This window comes from Sphingomonas sp. Tas61C01 (genome assembly GCF_052567495.1).
This window is the reverse complement of the sequence record NZ_CP199583.1, coordinates 3,723,450-3,743,894: the sequence shown is the minus strand read 5'-3', so window position 1 is coordinate 3,743,894 and position 20,445 is coordinate 3,723,450. Positions and strand designations below refer to the sequence as shown.

The window sequence follows — 20,445 nt, the reverse complement described above, 5'->3', positions numbered from 1 at the left end:
TAATGAAGCTTACGACCTTAGTCGTATATGGTAACGATACCAAAACAGCTAGAACCGTCCTGCCGACAATGGGCCGAGCCGACATACGGCGGCCCGCGTACAACAGGGGAGACGGATGATGGGCATGGCAATGGGCGACCAAGGGGGCAACCACGGGGCCGACCAGGGCACGCTGCGGGTTCTCCGCAGGAGCGCGGTCAGCCTGGCCGTACTAGCGACCGCACTGGCGACGAGCACCGCGGTGGCGCAGACGACCACGCCCGCACCCGATGTCCCCGCCTCGACCCGGTCCGCCGATCCCGCCGCACCCGATCAGGCGATCCAGCCGCAGACCACCGTCGACGGCGTCGCCGGCGACAGCCAGCAACAGTCGAACGGCCCGGAGATCATCGTCACCGGTTCGCGGATCACCTCCAGCGGCTTCAACGCGCCGACACCGACCACCGTGATCGGCGAAGACCAGATCCTCAAGAACGCGCAACCGAACATCTTCAACGCGATCGCGCAGCTGCCGTCGCTGCAGGGGTCCACGGGCGCCGCGACGGGCACGTTCAGCACGTCGAGCGGCACTCAGGGCCTCAGCTCCTTTTCGCTGCGTGGCCTCGGCACGATCCGCACCCTGACGCTGCTCGACGGCCAGCGCGTCGTCGGCGCGAACGTCACCGGCGTTCCCGACATCAGCATGTTCCCGCAGCTGCTGGTCAAGCGCGTCGACGTGGTCACCGGGGGCGCGTCCGCATCCTATGGGTCGGATGCGGTCGGCGGGGTGGTCAACTTCATCACCGACACCCGCTTCACCGGCTTCCGCGCCAACGTGCAGGGCGGCATCACCAACTATGGCGACGATCAGCAGGCGCTGGTCCAGGCGGCCTATGGCACCGCGCTGCTGAACGACCGGCTGCACGTGATCGTCAGCGGCGAATATGATCATGAGGACGGCGTCGGCCCGGGCGATTTCGGCACCGATCTGGCGAAGGGCCGCGACTGGTATCGCGCGACCACGCTGCTCAACACCGGCCAGACCAACAACGGGCTGCCGCAATTCAACTATCGCGACTATGCTCAGCCTTACCAATATTCGCGCTTCGGCCTGATCAACAACGGCCCGCTGCAGGGCATCGCGTTCGACCAGAACGGCACGCCCTTCAACTTCAACTATGGGTCGAACGGCACGCCGACGGGCACCGGCCGCGTCACCAACTGTTTCCCGGGCAACAGCTTCTGCGTCGGCGGCGACCTGTCGGGCGCTCCCGGTTCGGGCGCGTCGCTGAAATCGGCGCTGGAGCGCATCAACGGCTTCAGCCGCGTCGGCTTCGACTTCGCCGAGAACAACGAGGCCTATGTCACCGTCAACGTGGCGCAGGTAAAGACCAACAACCAGCCGAGCCCGGGCTACAACCGCCCGAACCTGACGGTGCAGTGCGCCAATCCGTTCCTGCCCCAGCTGATCCGCGACCGGTGCACCACCGCGGGCATCACCCAGTTCAACTTCGGCACCAGCAACGGCAACTTCCCGGATCCGCGCGTCTACACCGACCGCCGGCAGTATCGCTATGTCGGCGGGCTGAAGGGCCGGTTCGATGTCGGCGGCACGCCCTGGACCTATGACGCCTATTACGAACACGGCATCACCAAGGTGGCGATCGACGTCGAGAACACCGTCCTGCAGAACCGTTACGTCGCCGCGGCCAATGCGATCACGCTGAACGGCGCGATCGTCTGCGCCGATGCGGGCGCACGCGCCGCGGGCTGCCAGCCGATCAACATCTTCGGCGGCACCCCGCCCTCCTCGGCGGCGCTCGCCTATGTGACCCCAGTCAACGGCCCGCTCCAGCGCACGACGCTGAAGCAGGACGTCGCCAGCCTCAACTTCTCGGGCGAGCCGCTCAGCCTGTGGGCGGGGCCGCTCGCAGTCGCGTTCGGTGGCGAATATCGTCGAGAATATTACCGCGTGCACGGCGACCCTTATGGCGCCGGCGTCACACCGCAGAGCCCGAACAGCGCCGCGTATCCGGCGGATCCGCTGCTCAATTCGACGCTCGGCAGCAACTGGGCGGCGGGCAACTACAAGAACGGTCGCGGCAAGTACGACGTGGTCGAGGGCTTCCTTGAGCTCAACCTGCCGCTGTTCGACGGCGGCGGCATCGGCCGCGCCAACCTCAACGGTGCGGGCCGCGTGACGCATTACAGCACCTCGGGCACGATCTGGGCCTGGAAGGTCGGCGGCACCTGGGACACGCCGCTGTCGGGCGTGCGGCTGCGCGCGGTGACATCGCGCGACGTCCGCGCGCCGAACCTGTCGGAGCTGTTCGCGGCACCGACCGTGACGACGTTACCGAACTTCGCCAATCCGTTTCCCCCGGGTGGTGCGGTCCAGGCGTTCCAGAACACCGTCGGCAACCCGAACCTGCAGCCCGAAGTCGCGCGCAACACCGAACTCGGCATCGTGCTGTCGCACCCGTCGTGGCTGCCGGGTCTCGGCCTGTCGTTCGATTACTACCACATCAAGCTGGACGGCGTGGTCTCGACCCTGTCGGCCGACCAGATTGTGCGGTTCTGCTTCGAAGGCAACCAAGCGTTCTGCGGCGGCTTCGAGCTCAACAGCCCGGTCCAAGGCGGCAATTTCATCAACGTCCAGCCGTTCAACCTGGCGTCGTGGAAGACCAGCGGCTTCGACATCGAGGCGAGCTACCAGTGGAAGTCGCCGCTCGGCTTGCCGGGCAACTTCACGGTCCGCGCTCTCGGCACCCATGTCAGCAAGTTCCTGGTCAATGCGGGCATCGCCGGGGTGGCGACTGTCGATCAGGCCGGAGCCAACAACGGCGCAACGCCCGACTGGAAGTGGCTGGCGACGCAGAGCTACGACAACGACACCTTCAGCATCAACTTTCAGCAGCGCTGGTTCTCCGACGGCAATTTCGGCAATCAATACGTCGTTTGCCAGACGGGCTGCCCGGCATCGACCGCCAACAACCCGACGATCGATTTCAACCGGATGAAGGGCGCCTTCTACTTCGACGTCGGCGGATCGGTGAACATGACCAAGCAGGTCAGCCTGTTCTTCAAGGTCGACAATCTGTTCGATCACGATCCGGAGCCGGCGCCGCAGACCAACACCGGTCTCGACGTCAACCCGGCCCTCTACGATACACTCGGCCGCTTCTACCGGATCGGGATGCGCGCGCGCTTCTGATCACGGCTGCACGGACGACAGGAACCCGGCGCGCTCGCCAAGAGCGTCAGCCGGGTTCCGCCATTGCGGGGGTCGCCATGCCGCTGTCGGCGGCCTCGCCTTGCGGCCGCGCGGTGTCGAACAGCCGGGTCTTCCGCCAATTGCCGAACAGATAGTAGAGCGCGGTGAGCACGCTCGACATGATCGTCCCCAGCGGAAAGCTCCACCAGATCGCGTCTGCGCCGAAGCGGGGGATCAGGACCTGCGCGAACGGGATGCGGATCAGGAACATCGCGACGATCAGGATGATCAGCGGCGGCCACACCGCGCCGGTCGATCGCACCACGCCCGACAGCGCGAAGGTTACGCTGAACAGCACGAACGACCACAGCACGATGTTGTTGATGTGGCGCGCGACCGGCAGCGCAATCGATCCGGGCGGCAGGAAGATGTGGAGGCTGAGGTCGCCGAGCAGGTAGATCACGGCCGCGACCGCGCCGGTGATCGCCAGCCCGCTCAACACCCCCGATCGCGCGACCTTGGCGACCCGGTCCCAGCGCCCGGCCCCGACGTTCTGCGCCGCCATCGACGAGACCGCCGCGCCGAGCGCCATCGCGGGCATCTGGATATAGGTCCAGACCTGCGACGCCGCGGTGTAGGCGGCGGCGGTGACGGCGCCGTAGCTGTTGACGAAGCCGATCATCACCATCGCAGCACCCGACATCACCAGGATCTGCAAGCCCATCGGCAGACCGCGCAGGATCAGCGCCTTCAGGATACCGCGATCGGGCTTCAGCAGGTGGAACTCGCCGGGCCGCAGCATCAGCGGACTGCCGCGGCGGTAGAGCAGCAGGATCAGGCAGAACAGGCTCACCCCCTGCCCGATCAGCGTGGAGGTCGCCGATCCCGCGATCGCGAGGCGCGGGAACGGCCCGAGCCCGCGGATCAGCATCGGGTTGAGGATGATGTCGAGCAGCACCGCGAGTAGCATGAAGTAGAATGGCGTGCGGCTGTCGCCGATCCCCCGCTGCGCCATCTGCAGGAAGGCGAAGAAGTAGAGGAAGGGCATCGAGAGGAAGACGATGCGTAGATATGCCTCCGCCTCCGCGACCGAATCCGCCGGCGTACCCATCAGCGCCAGGATGTGCGGCGACAGGCCGTAGCCGAGCGCGGCGACGCCGAGCGCCAGGATCGCGAAGAAGGTGATCGAGGTGCCCATCACCTTCTTCACCGTCGCCAGATCGCCCGATCCAACGCTCTGCCCGATCAGGATGTTGGCGGCCATGCTGACGCCGAAGATCGCGCCGAGCATCAGCATCATCACGATGTTGGCGTTGCCGATCGCGGTGATCGCGGTGACCCCGAGCGAATGGCTCACCCAAAACTGGTTGACGCTGCCGTTGAGCGATTGCAGCGCGTTGCCGCCGAGCACGGGTAGCGAGAAGACCAGCAGCGTGCGGGTGATCGGGCCCTGAGTGAGGTCACGGTTCTGCGCCGCGGGTCGCTTGATCATCGTCCGCTCTCCGTTGCCCGTGGTTCGGTCATGAACAGCAGCAACGCCGCGATCGACAGCACGGCGCCGACCGCCGCGGTCGCGGTCCAGCCGCCATAATCGAGGCTGACGGTCGCGAGCGTCGAACCGAGCGCGCCGGCGAGGAAGACCATGGTCATGTAGACGGCGTTGATCCGCCCCCGCGCTTCAGGGATGATCGAGAACAGCACGCGCTGGCCGAGCACCTGGTTGAGCTGGGTCGCCGCGTCGAGCAGCACCGCCGCCACCGCGAGCAGCAGCAGCGCGTGCACCGCCGCCGCCCAGTCCGCGATCAGGAACGCCGCCAGCGCGGACGCCAGCGCCACCGCGGTGCCCGCACGGATGTGGCCGCGGTCGCCGATGCGTCCGGCGAGCGGCGCCGCCAGCGCTCCGCCCGCACCCGCCAGCGCAAACAGCGCGATGCCCGCCTGCCCCAACCCGAACTGCGTCCCTAGCAGCAGCGGCACCGCGGTCCAGAACAGGTTGAACGCCGCGAACATCGCCGCTTGGTACGCGGTCCGTCGCCGGATTGTTGGGGTCGTCACCAGCAGCGTCAGGCTCGACCGCAACAGCGCGCCATAACTTAGGCCGGTGGTCGGCCGGCGTTCGGGGATCGCGCGCAGGACGAGCAGCGCCAGCACCGCCATGCCGACCGCCGACACCCCGAAGATCGCACGCCACCCCGCCACCGCCGCCAGCCCGTTCGCCAACGGCCGGGCGAGCATGATGCCCGCGATCAGCCCGCCCATGATGTTGCCGACCACTTGGCCGCGGCGCTCCTCCGGGGCGAGATGCGCGGCGAGCGGGACCATGATCTGCGCGCCGACCGAACAGAAGCCGGTCATGAAGGAGAACAGCAGGAAGCTCGTCGCGCCGGTCGCCATCCAGGTGCCGAACTGGCCCAGGCACGCGCCAACGATCAGCAGCACGATCAGCCGCTTGTTCTCCACCCGGTCGGCGAGCGAGACGACGAAGAACAGGCCGGCGCCGTAGCCGAGTTGGGTCAGCGTGACGAGCAGCCCCGCGATACCGCCGCGCAGGCCCAGCGCGGGCGCGATCTCGCCGATCAGCGCCTGCGCGTAATAGAGGTTCGCGACCATCACGCCGCACGCGACCGAGAACACCGCGGTGAGGCCGGGCCCGATGCCGGGTGCATGCTTGCTGCTGCTCATCGTCGCCGCTTACCGCCTCCCGATCGATGCGTCGCCTGATCGTTGAACGATCATATCCGGCGTCGGCAACGATCCCCGGTCGGCGACGTTGACGGACGGACAGCTAGCGCCGTTGCTCAGCAGCGGACGCCCGGGGAAGGTGCGCGGGGGATCCGATGCGTAGACGGCCAGCATCGACACGGACGGGGGCGAGCCTGGTGCTCGCCGGCGCCGTTGCGGCGTGCGCGCCGGCCAGCGTCCTCGCGCCTGCGGGGCCGATCGCCGCCGCCAACCGGACGATCCTCCTCAATTCGCTGACGATCATGCTCGCGATCGTCATCCCGACGATCGTCGCGACCCTGGTGTTCGCCTGGTGGTTCCGGGCCGGCAATACCAAGGCGCGCTACCGACCCGACTTCGTCTATTCGGGTCGAATCGAGATGATCGTGTGGTCGATCCCGATCCTCGTCATCCTGTTCCTCGGGGCGATCATCTGGGTCGGCAGCCACGATCTCGATCCGCGCCGCCCGATCGCGTCGCGAACTCCGCCGCTCGAGGTGCAGGTGGTGTCGCTCGACTGGAAATGGCTGTTCATCTACCCGCGGCAGGGGATCGCCACGGTCAACACGCTGGTGCTGCCGGTCGGCGTGCCGGTGCGATTTCGCCTGACGTCGGCGAGCGTGATGAACAGCTTCTTCGTGCCGCGGCTCGGCTCGCAGATCTACACCATGAACGGCATGGAGACGCAGCTGAACCTGCGCGCGGACAAGGTCGGGCAAGTCTATGGCCAGTCGTCGATGTACAGCGGCGACGGCTTTTCGGACATGAACTTCGCAGTGCGCACCGTGCCGGTGCAGGCGTTCGGCCAATGGGCGGGGCGTGCGCGCGCGAACGGCCCCGTGCTCGACGCGCCCGGCTATGTCGCGCTCGCCAGGCAGAGCCAGGACGTTCGCCCCTACAGCTATCGCGCAGTCCAGCCCAAGCTGTTCGAGGCGATCGTCGCCCAGCGTCTCAAGCCAGCGGCCGGGCCCAAGCAAGGCCGCGGCGGCGACGCGCACGTGTCCCCCGGCACCCCGGAGATCTGAACATGCTCGGCAAGCTCGATTGGTCGGCGATCCCGTTCGACCAGCCCATCCCGCTGATTGCCGCCGGGGTGGTGCTGCTCGTCGTTCTGGGGACGCTCGGCTGGATCACCAGGCGCGGCCATTGGCCGTATCTGTGGGAGGAGTGGATCACGAGCGTCGATCACAAGCGGATCGGCATTATGTACACGATGCTCGCGCTGGCGATGCTGATCCGCGGCTTCGTCGACGCGATCATGATGCGCACCCAACAGTCGATCGCGACCGGCGGATCGCAGGGGTATCTGCCGCCAGAACACTACGACCAGCTCTTCTCCGCGCACGGCACGATCATGATCTTCTTCGGCGCGATGCCGTTAGTCATCGGGCTGATGAATTTCGTCGTGCCGCTGCAGCTGGGCGTCCGCGACGTCGCCTTTCCGACGCTCAATTCCGTGAGCTTCTGGCTGACCGCCTCGGGCGCGCTGCTGGTCAATATCAGTCTCGTCATCGGCGAATTCGCGCGGACCGGCTGGCTGCCTTACGCCCCGCTCAGCGAGACGCCCTATTCGCCGGGGGTCGGTGTCGATTACTATCTCTGGGCGATCCAGATCGCGGGCGTCGGCACGCTGATGTCGGGGATCAACCTGGTCACGACGATCCTCAAGATGCGCGCGCCCGGCATGGCGTATCTGCGCATGCCGATGTTCTGCTGGACGGCGCTCGGATCGAACATGCTGATCGTCGCCGCCTTCCCGATCCTCACCGCGACGCTCGCGATGCTGACGCTCGACCGCTATCTCGGCTTCCACTTCTTCACCAACGATGCCGGCGGCAACATGATGATGTTCATGAACCTCATCTGGGCTTGGGGGCATCCGGAGGTGTACATCCTGATCCTGCCCGCGTTCGGGATATTTTCGGAGATCTTCTCGACCTTCTCGGGCAAGCCGCTGTTCGGCTACCGGTCGATGGTCGCGGCGACGCTGTTCATCGTCGTGGTGTCGTTCTTCGTGTGGCTCCACCATTTCTTCACGATGGGCGCGGGCGCGGACGTCAACGCCTTCTTCGGGATCGCGACCTCGGTGATCGCGGTCGGCACCGGCGTGAAGGTCTACAACTGGCTGTTCACGATGTTCGGCGGGCGCATCCGCTTCCCGACGCCGATGCTGTGGTCACTGGCGTTCCTGGTCGTCTTCGTGATCGGCGGCATGACCGGGGTGCTGCTCGCGGTGCCGCCCGCGGACTTCATGCTCCACAATTCGATGTTCCTGGTGGCGCATTTCCACAATGTCATCGTCGGCGGCGTCGTGTTCGGCGCGATCGCTGGATACACCTTCTGGTTCCCGAAGGCGTTCGGCTTCCAGCTCGACGAGCGCTGGGGCAAGATCGCGTTCTGGCCGTCGCTGTTCGGCTTCGTGCTGACCTTCGGATCGCTCTACGCGGTCGGGCTGGAGGGGATGACCCGCCGGCTCCAGCATACCGAAGTCGAGGAATGGGTGCCGTGGCTGCACGTCGCGCTGGCGGGGGTCGGCTTCATGCTGATCGGCGTCGTCGCGCAGGTCACCCAGCTGGTCGTCAGCATCCGCGACCGCGACCGGCTGCGCGACGTCACCGGCGATCCGTGGGACGGGCGCAGCCTTGAATGGTCGACCGCGTCGCCGCCGCCTGCGTTCAACTTCGCGGTGATGCCCGACGTGCACGGCGAGGAGGCGTATTGGGGCGTCAAGCAGCGCGCGATCGATTCGCAGAGCATCGGGCCCGAACCCGAATACGAGGCGATCGAGATGCCGCGTAATTCACCGACCGGCTTTATCACCGCGTTCTTCGCCTCGCTGATCGGCTTCGCGCTGATCTGGCACATCTGGTGGCTGGCGGCGCTCGGCTTCGTCGGCGCCTATGCGACCTTCGTCGTCTTCGCGTGGCGCGACGAGGAGGACTATCAGATCAGCGCCGACGAGGTCGCGCGGATCGATCGGGCGCGACGGAACGCGCGCGCGGCATGGCTCGCCGAGCGTGGGGAGCAGCCGGCATGACCGCCGCCGCGAAGCCGACCGATCACAGCGCCCGCGCCGACCCGGACGACCCCTACGCGCTGGGCCGCCGCGACAGGAACGGCGGCGACCATGGCGACGCCACCGGTCGTGGCGAAGGCGGCCCCGCATCCAAGCGGATCATCGTCGGCTACGGCTTCTGGATCTACCTGCTGTCGGACATCGTCATGTTCTCCGCCTTCTTCGCCGCCTATGCGGTGCTGGCGCGTGAAACCGCGGGCGGGCCGACCGGCGCCGAGATCTTCGGCCGCGGCCGCGTCGCGATCGAGACGGTCTGCCTGTTGCTGTCGAGCTACGCCTGCGGCCTCGCCAGCATCGCCGCCGCGCGCAAGGAGATGGCAGGCACGCTGCGCTGGCTCGCGGTGACCGGCGTGCTCGGGCTGCTGTTCCTCGGCATCGAGATACAGGAGTTCGCGTCGCTGATCGCCGAGGGCGCGGGCCCGCAGCGCAGCGCCTTCCTTACCAGCTTCTTCGCGCTGGTCGGGCTCCACGGGCTGCACGTGGCGGTCGGCCTACTGTGGCTGGCGACGATGATGGCGCAGATCGTCGTGAAGGGGTTCCGCCCCAATATCGAGCGGCGGCTGCTTTGCTTCACCCTGTTCTGGCACGCACTCGACATCATCTGGGTCGGCGTGTTCTCGATCGTCTACCTGCTGGGGAACCTCGGATGAGCCGCCACGACGAAAGCGACAGCGGCGACGCCGCACCCGGCGAGGAAAGCGTCGGCGAACACGAGCCGATTACCGGCGCCCGCGGCTATACGCTGGGGCTCGGCATCGCGCTGCTGCTGACCGCCGCCGCGTTCTGGGTGTCGACCACCAATCTGGTCTGGGGGCCGGTGGTGCCCGCCGCGATCGTGGTGCTGGCGGTCGCGCAGATGGGCGTCCACCTGGTCTTCTTCCTCCACGTCACGACCGGCCCCGACAACACCAACAACGTCATAGCGCTCGCGTTCGGCGTACTGATCGTGCTGCTGGTGATCGTCGGGTCCATCTGGATCATGGGCCATCTGAATCATAACATGATGATGAGCCCCGACGAGATGGCGCAGCGAATGCGGTAGGCATCGGAAGATCGAGCCGTAGGCCCCTCAGCGCAGCGTCTGCAGTTCGATGTTGCGGAACTCGACGCCGTGGCCCTCGCTCTGCAGTGCGATGTACCCGCGGCGCAATTCCAGCGCCCCGCCTGCGGCGGCAATCACCGGTTGCGCGTCCTTGTCCGCGGGGTCCATCTCGGCGCCGCTGTAGCGCAGCACCGCCTTGCCATCGATGAAGTGCGTGATCTGTCCGTTGGGCAGCACCTCCACCGCCGCATGAACCCAGCGCCCGACCGGCAGCAGCGGCGACGTCGATAGGATGCAATGCCGCGGATCGCGCTTGCCCTCGTAGATCACGATGGTGCCCGGCGTGCAGAGGTTGCCGGTCGGTTCGCGCGTCGGCCGCGGCACGCCGAGCAGCTGCATCTCGAGGCTGACCGGAAACGCCTGGTCGCGGGTCATCGTCGCCGGCGCCTGAGCGTGGAGCATCAGCCCGGAATTGCTGGTCTGCCATTCCTTGATCCCCGGCAGGGGATCGCCAAACAGCCGATAGTCGAAGCGGACCCGGTACGCCGTCAGCGGCGTCTTCCAGAAAAGATGCCCGAACTCGCCGGTGAAGCTCGGATAGCGGGCATAGGAAACCCGGATCGCCCCGTTCGCGACCGTGAACATGTGCAGCGGGTCCTCACCCGCCGCCCGTCCGGTGATCTTGGGGGTCCAGCCCGCAAGCGTCTTGCCGTCGAAGATGCGCTGCCATTTCGGCTCGGCCGCTGGGCCGGCACCGATCAGCAGCAGCATCGGCAGTATCAGCAGCTTCACTGGCCCCTCCTGACGAATGGGGAGGAGCCTGGTCGCCCCTCCCCGTCCGATCAGAAGTTTATCGCGGCCCGCGCATAAAGGAAGCGGCCGTTGAACCCGAACGGCGAGAAGCCGCTGTACGGCAGGAACTGGTAGGTCGCCGGATAGCTGCCGCCGACCGTCGCCGGGCGCAGGCCGAACGGCCGGCGATCGGGATAGACGTCGAACGCGTTGTCGACGCCGAGGGTCAGCTGCACGCCCTGCAGTTCGTAGCTGATCGAGAAGTCGGTCACCCATTTCGGGCTCAGCTTCTGGTCGTCGGGGCCGAGCGCGGTCAGGCTGGTCGCGTCGGCGCCCAGCGGTGCGGTCGTCTCCGGCGAGATCACCGAGCCGTAGCGCGTCGTGCGCGCCGACACGCCGAACCCGGCGATCTTGCCGTCGGTGGCGAGCACCACCTTGCTCTTCGGCTGGCCGCGTTCAAAGCGGATGCCCTCGACCCGGCCGAACAACGCCAGCCCCGGGATCGTCGCCAGCGGGCCGAGATTGTTCAGCCGCTTGTCGATCTTGTTCTGGGTGTAGTTGTACGCCGCCGACAGGTTCCACGCACCGAGCCCGCCGAGGTTGGCGCGGTAGGTCGCCACCGCGTCGACACCCTGCGTCGTGGTGTCGAGCCCGTTGATGAAGAAGCGGGCCGCGCCGACATTGCTGAAGCCGTTCGCCGCCAGCACCGCCTGCACCGCCGCGTTCTGTGCCGCAGTGCCGACGCCCGCCGCACCGAGGTTCTCGGACAGCACGACGCGGTCCTTGATCTTGATGTGGAAGTAATCGACCGTCAGGTTGAAGCCGCGGAAGGGGTTGAGCGTCGCGCCGCCCGACAGGTTGAGCGACTTTTCCGGATCGAGCGGCTGCGAACCGAGCGCGCGGGCGACCGGGCTGCTGACCGGCACCGTCGACACGTCGACCGGCACGCCCGCCAGGAAGTTGGTCGAGGTCGTGGTGAAATATTGCTGGTGCAGCGACGGCGCCCGGAAGCCGTTGGAGACGGAGCCGCGCAGCGCGAAGCCCTGCGCGATCTCGTAGCGCAGCGCGAGCTTGCCGTTCAGCGTGTCGCCGAAGTCGCTATAATGTTCGTAGCGCCCCGCCGCGGTGGCGGTGAGCCCCGTGAACAGGTCCGCGTCGAACTCGATATAACCCGCGAAGCTGTCGCGATTGACGTTGGTGCGCGCCGATTCCGGCAATCCGCCGAAGCCCTGTGCACCCGCCGCCGCGGCGCGACCCGGGAAGGAGCAGATGCCGGTCGTGGCGTTGTAGACGCCGCCGAGCACGGTGCAGTTCGCCGCGGTGGTCGCGCGCGACGGCGTGAAGAACGGCCCGGTCTGGTAGGACTGCGGATCGCCCGGCTTGATCTGGTAAATCTCGTGGCGATATTCGCCGCCGAACGCGAACGAGAGCGGCCCCGCCAGCCCGGCGTCGAACTGCCGCGACAGATCGGCGTTGGCGAGGATCTGCGAGAAGGCGAGATGCCCCGCGTCGAACGACCGCTGGCTGTTCGGCCCGAACGACACGTTGACGCTGTCCTCGGTCCGATAGCTCAGCTCGTTGCGGCCAAAGCCCAGCGAGAAATCGCCCTTGAAGCCCGCGATCTCGGCACGGACGCCGCTGGTCGCGGCCATGTCGTCGATGTTCGACTGAATCTTGGGCAGATAGCCGTCCGGGGTCAGGCCGACGAAATTGCCGTTGGTCGGCGAGGTGCCGGGCAGGAGCGTCGAGAAGTCGCGATTGGTCGCCGCCGATTGCTGGCGGAAGTTCGCCGCCGACAAGCCGTCGCGATGCCCGTAGGTCGCGAACGCGTAGAACTCGGCGGTGCCGAGCGGGACCGCGGTGTTGATCAGGAAGTTGAAGTCTTCGGTTTTCGCGTCGCCGTAGCGGAAGTCGAGCCGGTTGAAGCTCGCCTCACGCGGATCGAAGGTCGTCGTCGACGGGCGGATGTAGTTGGGCCGCAGGTCGTAACCCTGCCGGTTGGTGTAGTTGCGGTCGCGATACTCGCCGGTGAAATTGAAATAGCCGCCTTCGCCGACCGGCAGGCCGACATTGACGCCGAACGTCGTGTAGATGCCGTCGCGCGCCTTGCGCTCGCCCGAACCGGTCGCCTGCAGGTAACGCGGGTCGGTGGTGTCGAGCGCGGGCTGGCCGCCGGTCAGGCCGAGCCCGTCGAAGTCGGACGCGCCGTCGAGCGTGGTCACGTACTTGCCATAGCTGACCTGCGCGCGACCGCCCGAATCCGCGGTCTTGAGCTGGACGTTGATCACGCCCGCAATCGCGTCCGAGCCATATTGCGACGACGCACCGTCGCGCAGCACCTCGATCCGCTCGATCGCCAGCGCCGGGATCATGTTCATGTCGACCGCCGCGGCGCCGCGCCCGACCGTGCCGTTGATGTTCAGCAGCGCCGACACGTGGCGGCGCTTGCCGTTGACGAGCACCAGCGTCTGATCGGGATTGAGGCCGCGCAGCGTCGCCGGGCGGGTGACGTCCGATCCATCGGCGATCGACGGCTGCGGAAAGTTGAACGACGGCACGAGCTGGTTGAGCGCCTTGTTGAGCTCGCCCGTGCCCGAAGCCTGCAGCGCGCTACCGCTGATGACGTCGATCGGAACGGGGCTGTCGGAGACGGTGCGGTTGGCGACGCGGCTGCCGATGATGACGATCTGCTCGCCCGGATCCTCGCTTGCCACATCCTGGGTGTCGGTGGTGGTTTCCTGGCTAGGCGCGGACTGCGTCGTTTGCGCCACGGCCGGTGTGGCGATCGCCAGGATCAGGACCGGCAACGACATGCCGGCGAGCAAGCTTGCACGCTTCATAGATTTACCCCTGTTTCGAGCGGCTTCCCCTGCCGCTACGTTGGGGCCGTTGTGATGCGCACGTGGTGAGCCCGCAAGTATGCGAGCGGATGTTACGGATGTTTACCGGGCGCTGTTGCGGCGCGGCAACAGGAGGCGGGTGTCGCTCGGCGGGATAGCGGCGCCGTCGGAACCGGCCGCCACTATCCCGATCAAGCAATCAGCGCGTCCGGGCGCTGAACGACAGACCGATCACCCGAGGCTCGTTGAACACCGCGGCCATGTAGTTCTCGATCACGCCCTTCAGGTTCTTCTGGTTGGTGATGTTGCGGCCGAACAGCGCGATCTCGAACCGGTCGTCCGGGGTGACGTAGCCGAGCTTCACACCGGCTTCGTGGTTGCCGTTCGCGGTGAACTCCTTGGTCCGGTACAGCACGAACTGCGTGTAGCCCTGGATGTTGAAGTCGCCCGCGACGAACGCCTTGCCGCCATTGCCCAGCGGCTGATCGTAGCGTGCGGTGACGTCGACATTGTATTCGGGTGCGTTCGGCAGCGGCTCGCCGTTGATCTGCGCAAAGGTGTTGGTGCCGACCTTGATCGTCGGGTTCTCGACCGTGCACACGACGACGCCGTTCAGCGCACACACCTGCGCGAAGACGCGCGGGTCCTTGATCTCGCTATGCAGCAACGACAGCCCGACGCCGAATGCTAGATTGGGGATCGGGCGCCAATCGGCCTCCGCCTCCAGTCCGTAGGCCCGCGCCTTGTCGGCATTGAACAGCACGCCGTTGCCGTTCACGTCGTTGCCGTTCAGCTGGATGTCCTTCACCGTGTAGGTGAAGGCGCTGGCGTTGAAGCGCAGCGTGTTGTCGAACAGCTGCGACTTGAACCCCGCCTCCCAGCTGACGTTGGTTTCGGATTCCGCGGTGGTGAAGTCGGAATTGAACACCGCCGACCGCCCCTGGATGGTCGGCCCGCGGAAGCCGCGCGCGACGCGGGCGTACAGGTTCAGCGAAGGCGTCGCTTCGTACAAGGCCGACACGTCCCAGCTCGGCTGGGTGTCCGACAGCGACACGTCGGTGCGCCCGCGATAGGTGATAGCGCCCGCGGCGGTATCCGCGGTCTTGATCAGCCGGGTGCGCTTGTCGTCCTCGGTAACGCGGCCGCCGGCGGTTAGCGTCAGTGCCGGGGTGAAACGGTAGCTCGCTTGGCCGAACACCGCATAGCTCGTGTTGACGTTGCGCAGTCGCACCCAATTGTTCGGATTGCGCGCCGCGGTGGTGAGGAAATAGGCACGCTGATAGAAGTCGGTGGTGTCGCGGCTGTCGAACAGGAAGCCGCCGAACTGCCATTTGAAGTCGGTGTCGCCGTTCGACGCGACGCGCAGCTCCTGCGTCCATTGATCGAGATCGCGCAGATTGCCCTGGCTCTCGCCGAAGCCGTTCGGGACGCCGTTGACCGGGAAGTTCGCCGCCGCGCCGCCGTCGGTATCGCCGCGGCTGTAGCCGTGCGCGGTCTCGTAGGCGGTGATCGAGGTGATCGTCGCGAGATCGAGATCGTAGGCGATGTGCGCCGACCCGCCATAGCTCTTGTAGCGCTGCGGGTTGTTCTGCGCCTCGTCATAGGCGACCTGCCCCCGCGGCTCGGCCGACACGTCGTTGGAGCCCTTCTTCAGCGCCGCACGGTGGAACAGCGTCGAGGTGCCGTCATAGTCGCGGGCGCGGCCCGACAGCAGGATCGACAGCCGGTCGACCGGCGTGGCGAGCAGTTGGAGTCGCACGTCGCGCTCGTCGAAGCCGCCCATCGCGTTCTTCTTGGGGGTCACGGTGCCGTCGGCGCTGGTGCCGGCGAAGACGTTGTCCACCCAGTCGTCGCGGTGCTGGTAGAGCCCCGAGACGCGGAAGGAGAGCTTGTCGGCGATGATCGGCCCACCCACGCCGGCGTCGAAGGTGACGGTATCGAAGCTGCCGTAGGAGCCGGCGGCACGGGCCTGGAACTCTTCGCTCGGCCGGATCGTGTCGAACTTGATGATGCCGGCAGTGGTGTTGCGGCCGAACAGCGACCCCTGCGGCCCGCGCAGTACCTCGGTTTGCGCGACGTCGAACACCGGGTTCGACTTCAAAACGACATGTTCGAGCACGACGTCGTCCTGCACGATCGACACCGGCTGCGACGCGCCGAGATAGAAATCGATGTTGCCGAGACCACGAATGTAGAAGCGCGGGAAGATTCGACCGGTGGTGGTCTCGACGTACAGCCCAGGAACGCGACCCGACAGCGCCAGGATGTCGTCGCCACCCGCCTGGAAGCTGCGCAGATCCTCGCCACGTACGGCCGACACGGACAACGGCACGCGCTGGATGCTTTCCGATCGGCGTTCGGCGGTGACGACGATGTCGCCCAGGCCGTTCTCGTCGGTGGAGGCGGTCGCGGCGCCGGTCACGCCCTGGTCGGACGAGGCCGCAGCGGTGGTCGGCGCGGCGGCGGCGGGGTTCGCCGACGGCGTGGTGTCCTGCGCAGCGGCGGGAACGGCGAAGACGAGGGCGGCACTGGCGAGCAGCGCGCGACGCGAAGCGAAGACGATCAAGATTTTTCCCCAAAACGGCTGTCGTGGCGCTCCGCCTCGTCGGGTCGTTGCCCGCCAAGCGGACGATACGCGTCCACGTCCCAGCTCCCTGGCGACGCCGTTATGCGCCAATGGTGACAGGATTGTGACGCCCGCGCGAAACCGGCGCGCGGCTATTTGCCGGGCGCGGGGGCCAGCGGGGTGGTCGGCAGTTCGCGGCCACGCTCGTCGAGGTCGGTGGTGGGCACTTCGGACATCGGGCTGGAGCTGCCGGTGCCGCGGCCGCGCAGATGGTCGATCTCAGCCTGCCGCCGCCGCAGGTAGAAGCGGCGGGTGTTGGCATAGGGATCGGCGGCGTTGTCGTGGAGCTTGTGCAGCGTCCCGTCGAATTCGGATCGGTGGTCGAGCGCGCCGAGCACCCCCAGTGGTATCGCCACCTCGGGCCGGGTGATACGGCCGCCGAAGGCGATCGGCAGGATCAGGCGATCGATCGTGCCGCCGAACAGATCCCGCACCGTCGTCGGTCCGACGATCGGCAGGAACATGAACGGCCCGTTCGGCACGCCGTAGAAGCCGAGCGTGTCGGCGAATCCGTTGCCGCGCCGCGGCAGCCTGAACGGCTTGCGCTTGGCGATGTCGAACAGCCCGGCAACACCGATCGTGGTGTTGATCGCGAAGCGTCCGACGGTCTCCGCCGCCTTGCCGATCTTGTGCTGCAACAGGAAGTTGACGAACACCACCGGCTCGCGAAGATTGTAGAGGACGTTGTGGACGCCGCTGCGGAACGGCCGCGGTGCCGCCTTGGCATAGGCGCGCGCGAGCGGCCCGACGATCGCGCCGTCGACCGCCTGGGTCGCCTTGAACGAGGTCTCGTTGATCGCGCGCATCGGATCCGGCGCGATCGTCTCGTTGCGCCCGGTCACGACGATGTCGCTCTCGACGACCCCAGCCTCGGCCACCCCGGTCTCGGCTACCCCGGTCTCGGGCTGGGCGGACTCGGGGGGACGCACCCCCCGCATCCGGTCGGGGATCGGCGGCGGGGTCGAGACGATCACCAGCGGCGGCGCGGCTTCGACGCCGGCCTGGCTCTCCATCGTAAGTGATTGCGTTTCCACGACGGTCGGCGGCGTCGCCGTCGTGGCAGCATACGCGGCCACGGCCGTCCACAGCATCAAACTCAAGCGTCCATCCCCATCACCCGCCCGCCTCGCGCTGCTTGGACCAAGCGGATGCGGCTGGGAAGCCGTGTAGCTGGACGCCCGTTACGATTACGACAATGGCGGACCGGCATGGAGCCGGCCCGCCACCGCGATTACAACCCGACGGTGAGCTTCAGATAGCCGAACTGGCCGGGGACATCGTAGGTCGTGGGATCGAAGTTGTTGAGGCTGCAGGTGATGCAGGCCGGCGGATCGGAGTTGAACACGTTGTTGACGCCGGCCGAGATGCCGAAGCGCTTGCCCATGAACAACGGCGTCAGACGGACCTGCACGTCGCCGTAGAAGCGGCTGTTGAGCCGGTTGTCGGCCCCGCTCTCGACGACCCCGTCGATATAGCGGCCGGTGAACGAGGCACCCAGCCAGCCCGACTGCCAATCGATCGTCGCGTTGCCCTTGTACTTCGGGAACGCCTGGTCGGGGCTGCCCCGCTCGGTGCCCTTGCGGTCGAGGACAATAAAGCCGTTCGACGCAGACAGCACGTACTTCAGCAGCCGTGTCGCGTTGAGCGACACGCCGAAGCTGCCGATTCCGGTTTCGGGGGTCCGGTAGTTGGCAGTCAGATCGATGCCGCGGGTGTGGATGCTGTCGAGGTTCTGCAGCGTGCCGGTGATCTGGTTGATGAAGCCGTTCGCGGTACGCACCACCAGCGCGCAGCTCGCCGCGTCGCCGTTCAGCGCGCAGTTGTTAAGCGTCACGTTGGGGTCGAATGCCGCGATCGCGTTGCGGACGCGGATGTCGTAGTAATTGGCCTCGACGTTGAACAGGCTCGCAAAGCCGCCGTTGCGCGCCCATTGCGGCGAATAGACGACCCCAGCGGTGATGTTGCGCGACTTCTCGGGATCGAGATCACGATTGCCCTGGGTCAGCACCGGCAGCTGTCCCGGATCCTCGGCATAGCTGCCGTTGGCGGGCACGCCGTCCGCGATGCAGTTGGCGCGGACCGTCGCGTTGGTCTGGAACTGGCCGGTCGCCGCGCTTGAGCACGGATCGGTGACCGGCAGATCGAAGCGCGACCGGCCGCCGAACAGCTCGCCCAGGCTCGGGGCGCGGAAGCCGGTGGTGTACGACCCGCGGATCAGCAGGTCGGCAACCGGCTTCCACAGGCCGGTGCCGGTGTAGGTCGTGCTGCTGCCGCTGAGCGAATAGCTCGCGTGCCGCACGGCGCCGTCGACCTCGAGCGAGGCGAAGAACGGAACGTCCTTCAACAAGGGCACGCGAAGCTCGGCATAGATTTCGTCGGAATTGTAGCGGCCACGCGCCGGCTGCGCGGGGATGTCCGCGCCTAGACCGGCGGAGACGATCGGATCGGGGGTGAAGCTCGCGCTCTGGATGCGATGCTCGTACCCGACCGCGACCGCGACCGCGCCGCCCGGCAGGTCGAACAGCTCGCCGCTGACGTTGAGGGTGTAGTCCCAGAGATGCTGGTCGCTCTTGTCGCGTTCGGTGAAGCCGATGTAGTTCAGCATCGCCGGGGTGATCGACCCTGCCCCGCCGAACAGGTTCAGCGGCACGCATCCGCCGGTGCAGTTGGCGACCGGACCGATCGCCAGCGCGACGAGATCGGCGCGGACGTTGCCGGTGAAGCTCTGGTGCGCATCGTTGACGCCCAGCGACGCGTTGGCATCCCAGTAGAATTTGCGGGTGCGGACGTTGAACGCGCCGTCCAGCGTGGCGGTGGCCGCGAAGGTATCGACCTGCTGGTTGAAGGTACGCTGCCCGGCCTCGACCAGGCGGCGGGCGATGAAGGAATAATTGGCGGCGCGGCCGTTCGGGGTGCCGTCCGGATTGACCCCGGACTCCAGCGTAACGCCATAAGGATTGAACGGATTGGTCCGGTCGATGCTCAGCGTGTCGAACAGGCTGCCCGCGCCATTACCCGCATCGGGGCCGATGAACAGCGGCTCGAACGCGGCCTGGTTCTGCGAATTGCGTCGGTTGTACGATGCCTTCACGCGCAGGTTGGTGCCGCCGCCGAGCTCCTGCCGGAAGCTCATCCACGCGCCGTAGCGCTCGGACGGGGTCAGCAGATAGTTGAACGGCGCGAAGTTGAACCGGTCCGCGGCGGTGAACGGCCGCAGTTCGGCAAGCGTCGGGGTCGCATCGGGCGGCCCGCTGATCGTCTGGTTGCCGAAGCTGGTCAGGAACCGGCCGTTGACCGCGGCGCTGCTGCACCCGCCGACCGGGTCGGTGCAGGCGGTCTGCCCCGGATTGGGGAATTGCGAGATCCGGCGATCGCCCGAGCGCACCGCCTTCTGGTTCACATAGCTGGCGCCGAACACGACGCTGGTGCCGCTGCTCCGGCTCTGGATGCCGTAGCTCGCATCGAGATTGTAGGTATGGCCGTCGCCCGCGCGGAACGTGCCGAACTGCCCCGACAGGCGAAGCCCCTCCTGCCGCTGCTTGGTGATGACGTTGACCACGCCCGCGATCGCGTCCGACCCGTAGAGCGGCGATGCGCCGGCCTGCAGCACCTCGATCCGGTCGATCATGCTGGCAGGAATGGTGTTGAGATCCACCGTCGACGGAATGCCGCTGCCGCTGGTGCCGTTGACGTAGCGCAGGCCGTCGACCAGCACGAGCGTCCGCTTCGCACTCAGGTAACGCAGGTCGATCTCCGCCGCGCCCGCGCCGACACCGCCGCCGTCGGGCGGATTGCCGAGATTGCCCGAATTGTTGACCTTGGTGTTGAGCCCGCCTGATGCGCTCGGCAGGCGCTGCAGGACGTCGGCGACCGAGGTCAGGCCGGTGCGCTGGATCGCCGCGTCGTCGACGGTGATCACGGGCGACGTCTGCTCGAGCGGATCGCGGCGGATACGCGACCCGGTGATCACGATCTCCTCGCCCGGCTCTTCCGACTGGGTCGCCTGGGTCAACACCGCGCCGGATTCCTGGACGCCGCCGCCCTGCCCGTTCGCGTCCTGCGCGAAGGCCGGCGCGCTCGCCAGCGCAATGCTCAACGCGGCGATCGCGATCCCCGATTGTAGAAGCTTCGCATCGCGCATCATAAAATCCCCCG

Annotated in this window: 12 protein-coding genes; 5 read left to right on the top strand and 7 right to left on the bottom strand. The window is 66.9% G+C overall.

All coding sequences use genetic code 11. From position 1 onward, the window contains the following. Positions 1–124 precede the first annotated feature (124 nt). Positions 125–3,193 carry a TonB-dependent receptor plug domain-containing protein gene (locus ACT009_RS17445; RefSeq protein ID WP_445192318.1) on the top strand — a complete coding sequence of 1,023 codons (3,069 nt, stop codon included), beginning with the start codon at positions 125–127 and terminating at the stop codon, positions 3,191–3,193. Positions 3,194–3,239: 46 nt separating this feature from the next. Here the strand turns inward: ACT009_RS17445 and ACT009_RS17440 are convergent, their stop codons facing one another. After that, on the bottom strand, positions 3,240–4,685 hold the full coding sequence (locus ACT009_RS17440) for an MATE family efflux transporter (protein ID WP_445192317.1): 1,446 nt from the start codon (positions 4,683–4,685) through the stop codon (positions 3,240–3,242). Continuing rightward, the gene (locus tag ACT009_RS17435) at positions 4,682–5,875 is read right to left on the bottom strand and encodes an MFS transporter (RefSeq protein WP_445192316.1); all 1,194 of its coding nucleotides are present in this window, start codon (positions 5,873–5,875) and stop codon (positions 4,682–4,684) included. Before ACT009_RS17435 ends, ACT009_RS17440 begins: the two co-directional genes overlap by 4 nt. Positions 5,876–6,030: 155 nt before the next feature. On the opposite strand from ACT009_RS17435, the gene cyoA reads away from it, so the two are divergent. From cyoA to cyoD, 4 genes are read left to right on the top strand one after another with little or no spacing between them, the layout of a single operon-like run. Further along, positions 6,031–6,939, top strand: a complete 909-nt coding sequence (gene cyoA, locus ACT009_RS17430; protein WP_445192315.1) for a ubiquinol oxidase subunit II — start codon at positions 6,031–6,033, stop codon at positions 6,937–6,939. Positions 6,940–6,941: 2 nt separating this feature from the next. Beyond that, a complete protein-coding gene (gene cyoB / locus ACT009_RS17425; protein WP_445192314.1) occupies positions 6,942–8,951 on the top strand; it encodes a cytochrome o ubiquinol oxidase subunit I in 2,010 nt (669 codons plus the stop codon). After that, complete coding sequence (cyoC, locus tag ACT009_RS17420) at positions 8,948–9,640, top strand: cytochrome o ubiquinol oxidase subunit III (RefSeq protein ID WP_445192313.1); 693 nt, start codon at positions 8,948–8,950, stop codon at positions 9,638–9,640. The genes cyoB and cyoC overlap by 4 nt, the downstream gene beginning before the upstream one ends. Further along, the gene (gene cyoD / locus ACT009_RS17415) at positions 9,637–10,032 is read left to right on the top strand and encodes a cytochrome o ubiquinol oxidase subunit IV (RefSeq protein WP_445192312.1); all 396 of its coding nucleotides are present in this window, start codon (positions 9,637–9,639) and stop codon (positions 10,030–10,032) included. The genes cyoC and cyoD overlap by 4 nt, the downstream gene beginning before the upstream one ends. A gap of 27 nt (positions 10,033–10,059) precedes the next feature. Here the strand turns inward: cyoD and ACT009_RS17410 are convergent, their stop codons facing one another. The 5 genes from ACT009_RS17410 to ACT009_RS17390 form a co-directional block, all read right to left on the bottom strand. Continuing rightward, the gene (locus tag ACT009_RS17410) at positions 10,060–10,824 is read right to left on the bottom strand and encodes a 3-keto-disaccharide hydrolase (RefSeq protein ID WP_445192311.1); all 765 of its coding nucleotides are present in this window, start codon (positions 10,822–10,824) and stop codon (positions 10,060–10,062) included. A 50-nt stretch (positions 10,825–10,874) separates the two neighbouring features. Then, the gene (locus ACT009_RS17405; RefSeq protein WP_445192310.1) at positions 10,875–13,664 is read right to left on the bottom strand and encodes a TonB-dependent receptor plug domain-containing protein; all 2,790 of its coding nucleotides are present in this window, start codon (positions 13,662–13,664) and stop codon (positions 10,875–10,877) included. Between the two features lie 199 nt (positions 13,665–13,863). Next, on the bottom strand, positions 13,864–16,230 hold the full coding sequence (locus tag ACT009_RS17400; RefSeq protein WP_445192309.1) for a TonB-dependent receptor: 2,367 nt from the start codon (positions 16,228–16,230) through the stop codon (positions 13,864–13,866). A 152-nt stretch (positions 16,231–16,382) separates the two neighbouring features. Beyond that, entirely contained in the window at positions 16,383–17,366 is a 984-nt protein-coding gene (locus ACT009_RS17395) for an MlaA family lipoprotein (protein ID WP_445192308.1), read from the bottom strand. A gap of 155 nt (positions 17,367–17,521) precedes the next feature. Then, complete coding sequence (locus ACT009_RS17390; protein ID WP_445192307.1) at positions 17,522–20,434, bottom strand: TonB-dependent receptor plug domain-containing protein; 2,913 nt, start codon at positions 20,432–20,434, stop codon at positions 17,522–17,524. Between the last annotated feature and the right edge of the window lie 11 nt (positions 20,435–20,445).